General features: G+C 66.4%; 17 protein-coding genes and 2 pseudogenes. 14 read left to right on the forward strand and 5 right to left on the reverse strand.

Going from position 1 to position 14498, the window contains the following annotated elements; all coding sequences use genetic code 11:
- Positions 1-292, reverse strand: a pseudogene (locus tag BEN49_RS02885) (hypothetical protein); the annotation flags it as partial.
- 199 nt (positions 293-491) lie between these two features.
- Here BEN49_RS02885 and BEN49_RS02890 point away from each other — a divergent pair.
- Together BEN49_RS02890 and BEN49_RS02895 are read left to right on the forward strand one after the other, a co-directional pair.
- The gene (locus BEN49_RS02890) at positions 492-1001 is read left to right on the forward strand and encodes a DUF2721 domain-containing protein (RefSeq protein ID WP_070740505.1); all 510 of its coding nucleotides are present in this window, start codon (positions 492-494) and stop codon (positions 999-1001) included.
- A 172-nt stretch (positions 1002-1173) separates the two neighbouring features.
- Positions 1174-1509: an ASCH/PUA domain-containing protein gene (locus BEN49_RS02895; RefSeq protein ID WP_083325711.1), complete on the forward strand. Its 336-nt coding sequence runs from the start codon at positions 1174-1176 to the stop codon at positions 1507-1509.
- A gap of 163 nt (positions 1510-1672) precedes the next feature.
- Here BEN49_RS02895 and BEN49_RS02900 read toward each other — a convergent pair whose 3' ends face one another.
- Positions 1673-1909, reverse strand: a complete 237-nt coding sequence (locus BEN49_RS02900) for a hypothetical protein (protein WP_070740508.1) — start codon at positions 1907-1909, stop codon at positions 1673-1675.
- Positions 1910-2288: 379 nt separating this feature from the next.
- Here BEN49_RS02900 and BEN49_RS02905 point away from each other — a divergent pair, with 379 nt between their 5' ends.
- From BEN49_RS02905 to BEN49_RS02920, 4 genes are all read left to right on the forward strand, one after another.
- The gene (locus BEN49_RS02905; RefSeq protein ID WP_070740511.1) at positions 2289-2534 is read left to right on the forward strand and encodes a hypothetical protein; all 246 of its coding nucleotides are present in this window, start codon (positions 2289-2291) and stop codon (positions 2532-2534) included.
- Between the two features lie 51 nt (positions 2535-2585).
- The gene (locus tag BEN49_RS02910; RefSeq protein ID WP_125916458.1) at positions 2586-3587 is read left to right on the forward strand and encodes an alpha/beta hydrolase family protein; all 1002 of its coding nucleotides are present in this window, start codon (positions 2586-2588) and stop codon (positions 3585-3587) included.
- 239 nt (positions 3588-3826) lie between these two features.
- Positions 3827-4264, forward strand: coding sequence for a BLUF domain-containing protein (locus BEN49_RS02915; protein WP_070740517.1), 438 nt, complete (start codon positions 3827-3829; stop codon positions 4262-4264).
- Positions 4265-4338: 74 nt separating this feature from the next.
- On the forward strand, positions 4339-5868 hold the full coding sequence (locus BEN49_RS02920; RefSeq protein WP_070740520.1) for a glycosyltransferase family 39 protein: 1530 nt from the start codon (positions 4339-4341) through the stop codon (positions 5866-5868).
- A 19-nt stretch (positions 5869-5887) separates the two neighbouring features.
- Here BEN49_RS02920 and BEN49_RS02925 read toward each other — a convergent pair whose 3' ends face one another.
- Positions 5888-6406, reverse strand: coding sequence for a 2'-5' RNA ligase family protein (locus tag BEN49_RS02925; RefSeq protein ID WP_070740548.1), 519 nt, complete (start codon positions 6404-6406; stop codon positions 5888-5890).
- A gap of 117 nt (positions 6407-6523) precedes the next feature.
- Between BEN49_RS02925 and BEN49_RS30740 the strand changes: the two are divergent.
- Positions 6524-7661, forward strand: a pseudogene (locus tag BEN49_RS30740) (spore photoproduct lyase family protein).
- Positions 7662-7727: 66 nt separating this feature from the next.
- On the opposite strand, the gene BEN49_RS02935 reads toward BEN49_RS30740, so the two are convergent.
- Complete coding sequence (locus tag BEN49_RS02935; RefSeq protein WP_070740523.1) at positions 7728-8000, reverse strand: hypothetical protein; 273 nt, start codon at positions 7998-8000, stop codon at positions 7728-7730.
- Positions 8001-8070: 70 nt separating this feature from the next.
- On the opposite strand from BEN49_RS02935, the gene BEN49_RS02940 reads away from it, so the two are divergent.
- From BEN49_RS02940 to BEN49_RS02970, 7 genes are all read left to right on the forward strand, one after another.
- A complete protein-coding gene (locus BEN49_RS02940; protein WP_070740526.1) occupies positions 8071-8406 on the forward strand; it encodes a hypothetical protein in 336 nt (111 codons plus the stop codon).
- A 299-nt stretch (positions 8407-8705) separates the two neighbouring features.
- On the forward strand, positions 8706-8915 hold the full coding sequence (locus BEN49_RS02945; protein WP_070740529.1) for a hypothetical protein: 210 nt from the start codon (positions 8706-8708) through the stop codon (positions 8913-8915).
- Complete coding sequence (locus BEN49_RS02950; protein ID WP_070740532.1) at positions 8897-9304, forward strand: type II toxin-antitoxin system VapC family toxin; 408 nt, start codon at positions 8897-8899, stop codon at positions 9302-9304. The genes BEN49_RS02945 and BEN49_RS02950 overlap by 19 nt, the downstream gene beginning before the upstream one ends.
- 105 nt (positions 9305-9409) lie before the next feature.
- The gene (locus BEN49_RS02955; RefSeq protein WP_070740534.1) at positions 9410-10090 is read left to right on the forward strand and encodes an alpha/beta fold hydrolase; all 681 of its coding nucleotides are present in this window, start codon (positions 9410-9412) and stop codon (positions 10088-10090) included.
- Between the two features lie 124 nt (positions 10091-10214).
- Positions 10215-11408 carry an acetyltransferase domain-containing protein gene (locus BEN49_RS02960; RefSeq protein ID WP_070740536.1) on the forward strand — a complete coding sequence of 398 codons (1194 nt, stop codon included), beginning with the start codon at positions 10215-10217 and terminating at the stop codon, positions 11406-11408.
- 170 nt (positions 11409-11578) lie between these two features.
- Positions 11579-12409 carry a phosphatase PAP2 family protein gene (locus BEN49_RS02965; protein ID WP_070740539.1) on the forward strand — a complete coding sequence of 277 codons (831 nt, stop codon included), beginning with the start codon at positions 11579-11581 and terminating at the stop codon, positions 12407-12409.
- A 150-nt stretch (positions 12410-12559) separates the two neighbouring features.
- Positions 12560-13384 carry a PhzF family phenazine biosynthesis protein gene (locus tag BEN49_RS02970; protein ID WP_070740542.1) on the forward strand — a complete coding sequence of 275 codons (825 nt, stop codon included), beginning with the start codon at positions 12560-12562 and terminating at the stop codon, positions 13382-13384.
- A gap of 137 nt (positions 13385-13521) precedes the next feature.
- On the opposite strand, the gene ruvC is transcribed toward BEN49_RS02970, so the two are convergent.
- The gene (gene ruvC / locus BEN49_RS02975; RefSeq protein WP_070740551.1) at positions 13522-14112 is read right to left on the reverse strand and encodes a crossover junction endodeoxyribonuclease RuvC; all 591 of its coding nucleotides are present in this window, start codon (positions 14110-14112) and stop codon (positions 13522-13524) included.
- Between the last annotated feature and the right edge of the window lie 386 nt (positions 14113-14498).

Raw genomic sequence — 14498 nt, forward strand, 5'->3', positions numbered from 1 at the left:
TGGCCGCGTCGTTGCCGGGCCCCCCGGCGCGTTGGGCCCACAGGAGCGCGCCGGTGGCTGGGCTCCACTTGGCCACGAAGGCGTCGCGCTGGCCGTCGGTGGTGGCGTTGGTGAGGGCGAAGGGGCCGAAGCGGACCGTGCCGGCGAAGTTGCCCGCCAGGTACACGTTGCCCGCGTCGTCGGTGGCTGTGGCGCTGACGGACGAATAATCGCCGGTGGCTGAGCCGGCTGCCACCGCCGCCCGCCAGGCAGGGGCCTGCGCCTGGGCCCCGCTTGCCTCCAGTGCCAGCATCAATCCTAATAAGAAATGAACTGCTCGACCAGTCGCCCCGCGCGGTGAACCGTAGCCCGCGCCCCCCGCACTCGGAGCAACTGCCGCTAGCGCGAGGCATGCTGGATCAACGCGGGGAGTATGCATTTGGCAAGGCGCAAGCAAGAAGAAAGGGCGCGGAAGATAGGGCCCCCGGCTGGTCGGGCCGTTACTTCGCGGCATGCCGCATCCTGCCATCTTTCTGCGCGACGTGCCGGGGGCCCTCACGGCGCTCTCGGCCATGGTCACGCCCGCCATTTTGGTGTCGGCCTGCGGGGCCCTGGTGCTCACCACTTCGCAGCGCCTGAGCCGCAGCCTGGAGCGGGTGCGCGCCGTGGCCGCCGCCCTCAAAAGCCTGCGCGACGCAACCGCCGCCGGGGCCCCGCCCGACGCCGACGAGCACGGATACCTCACCCAGCAGCTGGTGTTTTCGGCCCGTCGCGCCCGGCTCCTGCAGCAGGCCATGACTTGTCTTTACTTGGCCTTGGGTATCTTTGTGGCCAGCATCGTCGTCATCGGCGCCATCGAGGTGCTGGCCCTGACGGCGGCCTGGCTGCTGACGGGGTTGGCCCTGGCGGGCAGCGGAATGTTCTTCTACGCCAGCGTGTTGTTGATTTGGGAGTCGCGGGTGGCGCTGCGCGACGTAGGGTCGGAGACGGACTATTTGGTACAGCACAACCCGTTGGCGTAACCCACATTTGAGGCCCGGTTATTGTACTTCCCGGGGAAGCCCTGCCGGCCGACTGAGCTGGTACTGTTGAGTTTGTCTTACGTGCCGCGCCCACGGTTTTTTGGGTACATTGCTGCGGCGGTGCGCGAAAAAGCATGCGCCCCGCCTGTTATATAATTAACTGCTAATCGTTATGAGAATTGTCCCTTCGAACCACATCCAGGTGTCGGTTCCCGACAACTGCCAGCTCCACGAGCTGGATATTTGGTCCTCTTGCTACGCCGCCATCGAAGCCGGCACCAAGCCGTTCGACGTGCGCCTGAACGACCGCAACTTCCAGGCCGGCGACGCCCTGCTGCTGCGCGAATTTGACCCCGAAACCGGGGCCCACAGCGGCCGCATTGCCCTGCGCTGGGCCAGCCACGTGCTGCAAGGCGGCGCCTTCGGCGTTGAGGAAGGCTGGTGCGTGCTGGGCCTGGCCGAGCACCCGCCGCTGCCCGCCGGTATCAGCGACACGCGCCTCTGGTAGGACCCCGGTAACCCGAGCCGCTGGCGCCCCCGCGCCGATGGCTCGTTTTCGGTCCCCGCGCTTTGCAATCGTTACCGATTGCGAGCCGCGGGGTTTTTTGTGGGCCAGGAATTAGGCCGGCTGGTGGAGCGGCCGGGTGGCGTTCCTGAATTTGCGCCGGGGATTAAGCGGGCTGGTCCAGCAACCAGTTCACGGCCGCGCCTTCGTCGGCGAACACGCGGGCCTGGTAGGGGCGCTCGGGGGCCAGGGCGTGGGCCACGGGCGAAGCCACGGCGTCGTCGGCGTGCATCTGCTCGATGCGGGCCGGCGAGCTGAACACGGCCAGCCGCAGCGGGGACGGCGCCAGCTGGGTCGCGGCTTCAGGAAAAAACTCATTGGCGAGCCAGTTGGTTTCCACCACGTCGATGGGGCCACCGCGGCGCGCATCGAGCAGCCAGCGGGCACAGCTGTGCTGCTGGGCCAGGGCCAGGAGTTCCTGGTAAGAGGCTGGGCTTCGGCCAGGGTGGTTTCGCGCAGCCAGCGCAGAAATAAGACGTGGAGGTCGGGCCGGTGGAGAATGCTGTAGGGAGCCAAGGCAAGGGGCGCTAAAATGCATTAAAAATCGGGTAGAGAGCTGTTAACAGGTGCTAAACCGCCAGGGTTTTGCTGCCGCGGGCCCCAGCAGACGAACGGTACCCCTGGCGCGGCGAAGGGCGGTAAAAGCCAGTCCAGTTGCGGGCCCGGGCGGCAAGCCGCGCCGCCGCCCGACCTTTGCCCGGCCGCTGCCATTCCCTGCCCGCATGACCTTCGCCGACTTCAAAGCCCTGCACCAACGCCGCCAGACCGAGTACCTAGCCCACCACGGCCACCGCCTGGCCGAGCGCCAGGAGGACAGCTTCGACCTGACGCTGTTTGCGGTGGGCGACTTCTACGCCGAAACCTGGCGCAGCCGCGGCGAGGAAGCCGTGCTCTTCATCCACGTGTTCCAAAAGCCCGCCGGCCTGGGCGAGTACCTGGCCCGGGTGCAACTGCCGCGGGGCTTGTAAGGTCCTTGCGGGGCCCCAGCGCCGGTGCTGGCGGCCAGCAAGGGGCGCAAAATGCAACGAGTAACGGGGTGCCTGGTGGCGCTGATGAGTTGGCTGGGGCCCCGGGTGGCCGTGGCGCAACCGGCGGCCCTGCCCGCGCCGGAAACCTTCGGCTACCGCCACTTGGTGGTAATGTTCGGCCGCGACAGCGTGGACGTGCTGGTGCTCTCGCAGTCCGGGGAGGCGGCCGTGCGCAAGCCGCTGCTGCTCTGGGCGCAGGGCTCGCTGCCCACGCCGCTGATTTTGTACGACCAGCGTGGGCCCTACCCGGTGTTCCCGTTCCACCCGAAAGAAGTGCTGCGCACCTGCCACCTGGCCATCATCGGCAAGCCCGGCATCCCGCTGGTGGCCGACGTGGAGGGCAAAAACCCGAACCAAATGTTTGGCGCCACCCAGCCCTCGGCCTATTACTGCCAGCGCAACTACCTGACCTACTATGTGCAGCGCGACGTGGCCGTGCTGCGCTACCTCAAAAAGCAGCCGTGGGTAGACGCCGGCCGCGTGGTGGTGGGCGGCCACTCCGAGGGCAGCACCATTGCCGCGCACCTGGCCGCCGTGCCGGGCCTGGTGAGCCGCGCCGTGTACCTGAGCGGTAACCCGTTGGGCCGCCTGATGTCCATGCTGGCCGAGGCGCGCCAGGCCGGCGACACGGCCAGCGCCACCGGCACGTTCCGGCGCTGGCAGGAGGCGGTGGCCGACCCGGCCGCAGCGGATTGCGTGGGCGACGACAACCGCAACACCTACTCGTTTTCGACGCCCCTGCTGCCGGTGCTGCTGCGCGCCCAGGTGCCCATTTTCGTGGGCTACGGCACCCAGGATCGGGGTGTGTCCGGCGACGATTACCTGCGCCTCGAAGCCATCCGGCGGCACAAAACCAACTTCACCTTTCGGGCCTACGCGGGGCGCGAGCACAACTTTTTCGGCGTGAAGGACGGGCAGGTGAACTACGACGACTTCTACTGGGACGCCGTGGGCGCGGAGTTTCTGCGCTGGGCCGGGCTCCTGCCTGAGTAGGGCCCTGGCGCGGCCTTGCACGCGTGGGCCACCGGCTTGATCATCTACTTGGCCCGGAGGCAGCTGCCTCGGGGATGCAGGGGCCTTGGGGGAGGCACGGAGCCCTGGGAAAGCCGAGCTAAAAAATTAACATACTGACCGACAAGCCCTAAGTATTCGCTGTTTTATTGAAAAGTAGCAAAGAATAAGGTAAATTGGTATAATTGCTAAAAATATATTTACTAATTTTTAATATGTCTATGCATCAATTAATATACGCCAGCACTGCTACCCAACCCTTTAGCGATGATGAACTGCGGGCGCTGTTGGCGCAGGCCCGGCCCCGCAACCAAGCCGCCGGCCTGAGGGGTATGCTGCTGTATAGCAAGGGCCTGTTTTTGCAGTTGCTAGAGGGCGAAACGGCAGCGGTGTACGAGCTTTACTACGGCCGCATTGCCCGCGACCTGCGCCATCGCCGCCTGCATGTGCTGGCCGACGGCCCGCTGACCGACTATACCTTCCCGGAGTGGCACATGGGCTTCCTGCACACTACCTCGACCAGCGAGGTAGTCCTCGACGGCTACCTCAACCCCGTTGAAACCAGCTTCTTGGCCAAACACGCCCCGAATGCTTCCCCCGTGCTGCGGAACCTGCTGCACCAGTTTGTGCACAGCCAGGCCCGGGCCCGCCGCCAGTAGCCCCGGCCGCCGGGCAAACCAGCGAAGCCCGTCCGGCATTGCTTTTAACCAGGTAGGGGCCCTACCTTGCCCGCATGAAAGCGCGCCTGTTGCCCCTGCTATTTGCCCTGGTCAAATTCGCTTCAGGCTACCTGCTGCTCAGTCCGTTGTACGAGCTGCAGCGCGACGAGTACCTGTACCTGGCCCACGGCCGGCACCCGGCCTGGGGCTACCTCGAAGTGCCGCCCCTGACGGCCGCCCAGGCCTGGCTGACGAACGCGGCGGGCGGCGACTTCTGGGCCGTGAAATTCTGGCCGTTTCTGTGGGGCGCGGCCACCGTGTACCTGGTGGTGCGGCTGGCGCAGCGGCTGGGCGGCGGCTGGTTTGCGGGGGCCCTGGCCGGCACCTGCTACCTGGGCACGGCCTTCGCCCGGCTCAACCTGCTGTTCCAGCCCAACTCGTTCGAAGTGTTTGGGTTCGTGCTGAGCCTCTACTGCTTGGCGCGCTACCTGCAAACCCAGCGGCCCGCGGCCCTGTACGGGCTGGGCGTGGGCCTGGGGCTGGGCCTGCTGAACAAGTACACAACGCTGTTTTTCGGGTCGGCGCTGGTGGGGGCCCTGCTGCTCACGCCCGCCCGCCGGCTGCTGGGGAGCCGCCACTTCTGGGGCGCGCTGGGGCTGGCGCTGCTGCTGTGGGGCCCCAACCTGGCCTGGCAGCTGGCCCACGGCCTGCCGGTGCGCCACCACATGCAGCTGCTGCACGACAGCCAGCTGGTGCACGTCGAGGCCGGCACGTTCTGGAAGATGCAGCTGCTCCTGTGCCTGGCCGCCGTGTGGGTGTGGGCGCCGGGGCTGGGGGCCCTGTTGCTGTCCCGCGAATTCCGGGCGTACCGGGCGCTGGGCTGGGTGCCGGTGCTGGGCGTGGGCCTGCTGGCGGCCCTGCACGGCAAAGACTACTACGCCCTGGGCTACTACCCGGTGCTGTTCAGCTTCGGGGCGGTGTGGTGGGAGGCCCGGCTACAAAACTTCCGCTGGAAAGCTGTGCTGCGGCCGGCGCTGGTGGCCCTGCCGCTGGCGCTGCTGGCGCCCATTTTCCCGTTCATCTACCCCGTGGCGGGGCCCGCTGCCATGCGGGCCATGCGCCTGCGCTACGCCGGCCTGGGCCTCTACCGCTGGGAAGACGGCCGCGACCACGCCCTGCCCCAGGACTACGCCGATATGCTGGGCTGGCGCGAGCTGGCCGATAAAACCTGGGCCGCCTACCAGGCCCTGCCCGATTCGGTGCGCGCCCACACCCTCATCAAGTGCGCCAACTACGGCCAGGCCAGCGCCATTAACTACTACAACCGCCACCGCGCCCTGCCCCCGGCCCAGAGCACCAACGGCAGCTTCCTGTTCTGGTGGCCCGCCCCGCAGGCCTACCGCGCCGCCCTAATCATCGACGACGAATTCCACCCCGAAATCGCGCCGCACTTCGCGTCTTACCGCCGCGCCGGCGAAGTCGCCAACCCCTACGCCCGCGAGCACGGCACGCTCATCATCGTCGGCCGGGGCCCCGACGCGGCCGTGCAGGCCCTAGTGCGCCGCGAGCAGCAAGCCGAGCTGGCCGCCTGGCAAGGCCAGTAGCGGCGCCTCAGTTTCAGCTTTAGCCCCCAAAGGGGAATTCCGCCCGCAACTCCCAGGGGCCCCCGCGGTAAGCCCACAGCTTCAGGCCGGTGCCGGTGGCGGCGAAGGGCTGGAAGTCGGCCTGTAAGTCGGCCAGCAGCTGGCGGGCCACGGCGGGGTCCACCTTGTTTTGGACGGTGACGTGGGGCTGGAGCTTCTGCTGGTCCTGGGGCGTGAGGCGCGGGGCCCAGGCCGTTTGCAGGCGGCGGTGCAGGGCGCGCAGCTCGGCGTTTTCCAGGTTGAAGGCCACGCCCCGGCCCAACGAGCGCACGCTGGCCACCTGCACCGGCAGGGGCCCCAGCGCCCGGCACGTGTCGGCCAGCTCGGTTTTCAATTGGGCCTCGTCCTCGCCCGGCAAGTGGTGAAACAGCGTGACGTGCGCGGCCAAGTAGTTGATTTTCGGCGGGAAGTGCTGGCGGCGCAGCTCGTTGAAATACGCCTGCGAATCGGCGTCGAGGGCCAGGGTGAGAATGAGCGGGGCGGGGGAGGCGAAGGACATGAAGGGCAACGAAAACAATTGAAAATAATGGCTAACTACTTGGCAGCAAAGGCGAATAAATAGTCCCTGGTGGGCCCCGGAGGGACCTATTGTACGGCCCGGGGTGTTAAACAACCAATGCAGACCGACCTCTTTTTGCCCGTTCTCAACGCCCCGGTGCCCGTGGCCCCGCCGGTACTCGCCGACGTTTCCGCCGATGCCGCCGCCCCTCGTACGCACGGGGCCAAGCTGTGGCTGCCCAAGCGCGTGCTCTTCACCCCCGACGCCTTACAGGAAGACTACGGCCAGCAAATCCTGGCCCGCGCCACGGCCCTGAACCTTGACATTGAGCTGCTGAAAAGCAACCGCCTCACCGGCCTGCGCGGCGACGACGAGCGCGCCACCTACCGCACCGCCAAAACCACGCTGGCCGTGGTGAACGCCCCCGCCGGGGCCCTGCGCCTGCAGCCCACGCCGCCCTCGGCCGACTTCCAGCTCAACCTCGCCGAGGGCTGCCCCGCCCACTGCCAGTACTGCTACCTGGCCGCAGCCTCAGCGGCCCGCCCGTGGTGCGCGCCTTCGCCAACCTGCCCAAGCTGCTGGCCAACACCCAGGTATACGAGCGGGCCGACCGCCCCGTGAGCTTCGAAGCCAGCTGCTACACCGACGTGCTGGGCATCGAGCACCTCACCGGGGCCCTGGCCGAAACCGTGCGCTACTTCGCCGGCCGCGAGGGCGGGCGCCTGCGCTTCGTGAGCAAGTACGACCACGTAGAAAGCCTGCTGGGCCTGCCCCACAACGGCCACACCGCGCCCGCGCCTCGCTCAACGCCGAGCCGCTGGCCCGGCAGCTGGAGGGCGGCACGGCCAGCATCGAGGCCCGCATCCAGGCCCTGCGGCGGCTGGCGCTGCCCGTGGCGCAGGGCGGCGGCGGCTACCCGGTGGGCGTGCTGCTGGCCCCCATCATGCCCCTGCCCGACTGGCAGCAGCACTACGGCGAGCTGCTCGACCGCGTGCAGGCCGCCTTCGATTTCGACTGCGACCTCACCGTGGAGTTCGTCACGCACCGCTTCACGCCCGGCTCCAAAGAGGTGCTGCTCGGCTGGTACCCCGGCACCACCCTCGACCTCAGCGAAACCGACCGCGCCGTGAAGCGCAACAAGTTCGGGGGCCTCAAGTACGTGTACAACCCGCCCACCATGAAGGAGCTAAAGACCTGGTTTTATGCCGAATGGCAGCGCCGCTTCCCGAACGCGCCCATTCAATACTGGACGTAGGGCCCCCAGCCAAACGCCCGCCCCGAGTGCATCGGGGCGGGCGTTTGGCTAACCGTTGCCGGGGCCCTAGCAGCCGCAGCGGAAATCGGGGTAGTCGGCGTAGCCCGGCGCGGGCGTGTCGTCGATGCGGATGATGTGGTCGAGGCGCACTTCGTCGCCCGAGGCCAGCTGGGCGTACTCGGCGTGGTCGCGGGTGACGAACGTTTTGATGGCGACCGATTCCTGGCACAGCTGCCGCAAGTCGTTGAAATATTGTAAATAAACCGGCTGCTTGCGGGTGGCCGCAGCTTCCAGCACGTCATAAAAGCCACAATCAATGGGTTGGTAGTCGGTAGCCATGGCGGGCAGGGGTTTAGGTGGAGTGCGTAGTTTACGCTCGCACTCAGCACCGCGTTAACCGCCTCGCTTCATGACCACCGCCGAATTTTGGGACCAGCAGCAGTTTAGTTACATTGTAACCTACTCGTTTAACCGGGGCCCCAAGCTGGCCGCGTTGCGCGAGGCAACCGTCGTTGCAATTAAGCAAGCCAAGCAGGAATTGCACCGTGCGTGGTTTATGCAGCAAGCCGGTTCGTTGCGGAAGCTGCGCGGCTTAGAAGCTGATTTTAGTGGAAATATCCCCCTGAAAACGCCAACGGATAAAAAGTCAGCTACTGATAATTCTGTTGATCAAATAGCGGTAATCGAGCGTGTAATCGGCAGTGGCTCAGTAACTCAGTGGGGCCCTGCGTATTCCAGCTGGTGAAGAATTGGTTTCTAGGAGCGTCCCCATTTACCGCGATGCGTTGGCTTTTTATGGGGAACAGCACAACCTACTACATGTGCTCAATATCTGTTTCCAATCCCTATTTATGCGGACAGACGATGGCGTAATGATTGAATCAAGTGTGGCGGCTTATTTGGAGTTGCAACGGTTGCTCATGTAACTCGGCCACCCAATCGAAACGGCCGACGAGCACGAATAAAGCGTACTAATTCAGGCGTTGTATTTCGCGGCGCGGCCATTGCGCTGGTATCTTAGGGCAACGAAAAACTGTTTTTCCCATGGCTCCCATCCTTATCGAACCCCTGAGCGAGCAAGCCTATGAGCTGCTGCGGCAACTAGAGGCACTGCACATTTTGCGGGTAGTGCCAGCGGATGAAACGCCTGCGCCAGCTAAGCGCAAATGGGCCGGTAGTCTGAGCGATGCCGCGGCTGGTAAGTTGCGGGAACACACCGAGCAAGCACGGCAGGAATGGGAGCGTACATTTTAGCCGATACTAACGCGGGAATTGACTTTCTGAACAATAAGTTGCCCGCAGCGAGTACTGCCTGGTTCCAGCGGGTGCTTGATGAGGGCGGTTTGGCGCTGTCCGTAGTAGTGCAGATAGAGCTGCTTTCTTGGCTTGGCAGTCCGGCCGATATGCAATTGCTGGAAGATTTCATTGCGGCGACCACCATTTTACTCCTTGATGAGCTCGTCACCCAGCAAACCATCCGGTTGCGCCAGCAGCACCGCATCAAGCTGCCTGATGCCATTATTGCCGCTACGGCGCTAGTGCACGGGCTGCCCTTGCTAACTCGGAACGCGGCGGATTTTCGGCAGGTAGCCAGCCTGGTGGTGCTCAACCCACACGACCCGGCCCAACTACCGGCCCGTTAGCTGCCGTGGCCGCGAAACTGTTACGCATGCTGGGCTTGGTCTTGTTCCTGGCCAGTTGCCAGCCGGGCCGGCCGCTGGCCGGGCGGACCAACGCTGCGTACCAAGTTGGGGCCAGCCGACGTTCGCCTAGATAGCCTGGCGCTGTTCGACAGCGCCCGCCAGCGGGTGGTGCCGGTGGCGCTGTACTTCTCCAGCGGCTGGGGGCCCAAAACGCGGCTGAAAGCGGCCATTCTCAGCCACGGCTACGGCGGTACGAACACGGCGTACTCATGCATCGCCCGCAACTTGGTGGCGCAGGGCTACTTCGTGGCCAGCATCCAGCACGAGTTGCCCACCGACGAACCCATCCCCACCGTGGGGCCCCCGCAGGTGGTACGCCGGCCCAACTGGGAGCGCGGGGTGCAAAACATCTTGTTTGTGCGGCAGGAATTGCGGAAGCAATACCCCCGCGTCGATTTCGGCCAGCTGCTGCTGGTGGGCCACTCCAACGGCGGCGACATGGCCATGCTTTTCGCCCAGGAGCACCCGGCGCTGGTGCGGCGCGTCGTGTCACTCGACAGCCGCCGCATGCCGTTTCCCCGCGCCCGCCGGCCCCGGGTGTTGTCGCTGCGCTCGAGCGACCAGGTGGCCGACCCCGGCGTGCTGCCCACGCCGGCCGAGCAGCGGCGCTTCGGCACCGCCGTGGCGCAGCTGCCCGCCACCCTGCACAACGACATGTGGGACGGCGCCACGCCCGCCCAGCAGCAGGAAATGAACGCGCTGATTGCCAGATTTCTGGCGCGCTGATAGGCCCCAGTGGCCGCCCGGGGCCCCGCAACCGAACCCGGGGCCAGCCGGTTTCGGCGCGAGAAAAATAGGCGTAAAACCGGAAATTGGAGTTATATATTGCGGTTGCACTATTCCCGCCGCTATGCTCCAACCCGCTGCTCACCTGCCCACTAGCCCTGCCCTGCGGTCGGCCACGCCGCGCGTGGCCGCCATCGACATCGTGCGGGGCTTGGCCATGGTCATCATGGCCCTCGACCACATCCGTGAGTTTTGGAGCCCCACCGCGGTGCGGCCCGAAGACGTGGCCCACGCGTCGGTGGCGCTGTTCCTCACGCGCTGGATCACGCACTTTTGCGCGCCCACGTTCGTGTTCCTGGCCGGCACCAGCGTCTTCCTCTACCAGCAGAAGCAGGCCAGCCGCGGGGCCGTCAGCCGGTTTTTGCTGCTGCGTGGGCTGTGGCTGGTGGTGCTGGAAGTCGTCGTTATTAACTTCCTGTTGCAGTGGGGCTACAACGCCCTTTTGCTGCAAGTGATTTGGGCCCTGGGGTGGAGCATGGTGCTGCTGGCCGGCCTCATCTGGCTGCCGCGCTGGCTGGTGGGGGCCCTGGCGCTGGCCTTTATTTTTGGACAACACTTGCTGCCCTTCCTCCAGCCCGTCACGAGGGCCAACGTGGGCTGGGCCTTGCTCTACGGCCAGCCGTTTCTGTTCAAACTGACCCCGCAGCTGCCGGTGCTGGTAGCCTACACCGTGCTACCCTGGGCCGCCGTGATGGCCGCTGGCTACGCGGTGGGGCCCTGGTTCCAGTTGCCGGCGCCCCAGCGCACCCGGTGGCTGGGCGCGGCGGGCGCGGGGGCGCTGCTGCTGTTTGGGGCCCTGCGCGCCACCAACTGGTATGGCGACCCGGCCCCATGGAGCGTGCAAGCCCGCGGCCTGCTGTACAGCGCGTTGTCGTTCGTGAACGTCACGAAGTACCCGCCGTCGCTGCTGTTTCTGTGCCTCACGCTGGGCGTGGCGCTGGTGCTGCTGGCGGCTTGGGGCCCCGCCGGCCGCCTGGGCCGCTGGCTGAGCACCTACGGGCGCGTGCCGATGTTCTACTACCTGCTGCACTTTTGCCTCCTCAGCGGCGGCGCGTTCGGGTGGACGGCGCTGGCGTTTGGCAAGCCCTTCAACCTGTCGTTTGCCCCGCCCGGCGCCGGGCTGCCCGCCGGCTACCACCCCAGCCTGTGGCGGGCCTACGCGGTGTGGGCGGCAGTGGTGGCGCTGCTGTACTGGCCCTGCCGCTGGTACCAGGGCTACAAGCAGCAGCACACGCACTGGTGGCTGTCGTACCTGTAGCGCGGCGGGCGCGTTCGGTAGCCGGGGCCCCGAGAAAGTAAGCTGGGCAACGGCATGCATTTTGCGCCGCCGCTGGAGCAGTGGCGAACGGTTGAACAAAACAGCCGGGCGCCGCTAACCCCGGCGCGCGCTCCTGCGTTTCGGGCTTCTACTCAAACCCTCCTTATTTGATGAAATTCTTCTCTTCCTTAGTGCTTTCCGGGAGCTTACTGTTGGCTGGGGCCCCCGTGGCCGTGGCCCAGCAGGCGCCGTCGCCCTACCACACCCGGTTTGTAGTCGATGCGCCCATCACGCTGGGCCTCGGGGCCGTCAGCGGCTTTGGCCTCTACCGGGTGCAGCAAAAAACTGGCCTCACCGAAGCCGAGTTGGCGGCCCTTAGCAAAGACGACGTGCCCCGCATCGACCGGTTTTCGGCCGGCTACTACAGCGACCGGGCCCAGACCACCAGCGACTTCCTCTGCTACGGCTCGCTGCTGGTGGCCCCCGGCCTGCTGGCCCTGAACCCCGCCGCGCGCGGCCGCTACGGCCAGGTGGTGGCGCTGTACCTGGAAACGATGCTCGCCACGGACGCCATTTTCACCACTTCGGTGGGCAACGTGGCGCGCAACCGGCCTTACCTCTACGGCCCCGAGGGCGGCGGCGACCGCACGGGCAAAATCGCCACCAACTCGTTCTTTTCCGGCCACACGGCCCACGCGGCCACGGCCACGTTCTTCGCCGCCAAGGTGTTCCACGACTTCAACCCTGGCTCGCGGGCCCAGCCCTACGTGTGGGGCGCGGCGGCGGCCGTGCCGGTGGCCGTGGCGTACTTCCGTATCGAAGCCGGCAAACACTTCCTCACCGACAACCTGCTGGGCTACGCCGTGGGCGCTACCATGGGCGTGGTGGTGCCGCAACTGCACAAAAAAGCCAGCGCCGCGGGCGTGTCCCTCTCGCCCATCCAGGGCCTGAACGTGAACGGCTACGCCTACTCGGGCCTGCTGCTGCGCAAGCAGCTGTAGGCCCCCGGGGCGGCGGTTAGGGACCTGGCGGCAGCGGACTTGCCGTTAGCTGCCACCCGGTGGCCGGAAGCCAGGCGGGGCCCCGGCGGCCGGCGGCGGGCGCGCATCTTTGCGCCGCGCTTAGCGCAGTACTCCGCCTTTCCTTCCGCCATGTCCGTTCCCATCTACCAAGTCGATGCCTTTGCCCGCCGCGCGTTTGCCGGCAACCCCGCCGCCGTTTGCCCGCTCGAAGCGTGGCCGCCCGACGCGTTGATGCAGCAAATTGCTGCCGAAAACAACTTGGCCGAAACCGCCTTCTACGTGCCGCTTAACGGTCAGGAGGCCGATTTTCACCTGCGCTGGTTCACGCCCACGTTCGAGATTGATTTGTGCGGCCACGCCACCCTGGCCACCGCCCACGTGCTGTGGAACGAGCGCGGCTTTGCTAAAGACGAAATCGTGTTCCAGAGCCAGAGCGGCCCGCTGCGCGTGCGCCGCGAGGCCGACGGCCGCCTCACGCTCGACTTCCCCAGCCGCCCGCCCCGCCCGCTGGCCCCCGACGAGGTGCCGGCCGTGCTCACCCAGTCGCTGGGCCCCGGCGCGGCCGTGCCACTGGCGGTACTGGCCTCGCGCGATTTGGTAGTTGAATTTGCTTCGGCTGAAGAGGTGCTGGCCCTGCGCCCCGACTTTGGGGCCCTGGTGGCGCTGGGCTACATCGGCCTGATTGCCACTGCTCCCGGCCCCGAAGGCGTCGATTTTGTGTCGCGCTTTTTCGCCCCCGAAGTGGGAGTACCCGAAGACCCCGTCACTGGCTCGGCGCACAGCACGCTCATCCCGTTCTGGGCCGCTAAGCTGGGCAAAACCGAGCTGTTTGCCCGCCAGGAATCGGCCCGCGGCGGCGAGCTGTGGTGCCGCCTGCGCGGCGACCGGGTGGACATTGGCGGCTACGCCGTGACGTACTTGGTGGGGGCCCTGCCCAACCTGCCCGGCCTGTAGCGTGGCCGCTGCGAGTCCGCGCGGTTGAACGGTCGCTAAACGGTAATTGCGCACTTGTAGCGCGGACTACAAAGTCCGCGCTACACGCGCCGAGCCCGTTCAACCGCGCGGACTCACAGTGTCCATGCTGTAGCATGTTACACCGTTTTTTTGGTGGCGCGCGGCGTAGCTTTTTTGGTGGTGGCGGCGTTGAGGCGGTCGGGGTTTTCGGCCAGGAACTTGCCCCAGCTTTTGCCGCCGGCGGCGGTGGCGTTGTTGCCTTTTTGGTAGTGGTGGCACAGGGCCACGGCCAGGGCGTCGGTGGCGTCGAGCAGCTTGGGGGCCTCGGCGATGGGCGGCAGGGCCAGGGTTTGGCGCAGCATGTGGGCCACGTGCTCCTTGGTGGCGCTGCCCGAGCCGGTCACCGACTGCTTCACCTTGGTGGGCGCGTACTCGACGTACGGAATCTGGCGCGAGAGGCAGGCGGCGATGGCCACGCCCTGCGCCCGGCCCAGCTTGAGCATGCTTTGCACGTTCACCCCAAAAAACGGCGCCTCGATGGCCAGCTCGTCGGGCAGAAACTCGTCGATCAACTCAATCATGCGGTCGAAAATCCGCTTTAATTTTACCGCATGATTCGACCCGAGGGCTTTCATGTTGATGACGTCGTACCGGAGCACCGTGACGTGCTGCCCGCGCACCTCGATGACGGCGTAGCCCATGATTTGGGTGCCGGGGTCGACGCCCATGATGACCTTGGGCAGCAAATCGGCCGGCGGGGCGGGGCGGGGGTGGACGAAGGGGGGCAAAGCGGGCGCGGGGAAAGGAACGCGGAGGTTAGGCCTCCTTCACAAAGTTACGCCGTTGCTGCGGGGCCCCACGGCCCGGCCGTTTCAACTGTTTCTGCCGCTGCCCGGGCGGCCCCTGTTCCGGCCGCCGCTGCCCCGGCGCCGGGGCCCCAACATTCGCCCCGCGGCCCCGCCAAGTGGGGCCCCTGGATAACGCTGAGCAAGGTGCTGGTGACGCTGCTCACGTTGGGCCTGCTGTACCACTCCGTGTTTGCGGCCCCCGACACGGCCGCCGCCTGGCGCGCCCTGCTGGCCACGGCCCTGGGCGGCGCGGGCCGCGCGCCGGC

The sequence above is a fragment of the Hymenobacter coccineus genome, assembly GCF_001816125.1.
GTDB lineage: Bacteria > Bacteroidota > Bacteroidia > Cytophagales > Hymenobacteraceae > Hymenobacter > Hymenobacter coccineus.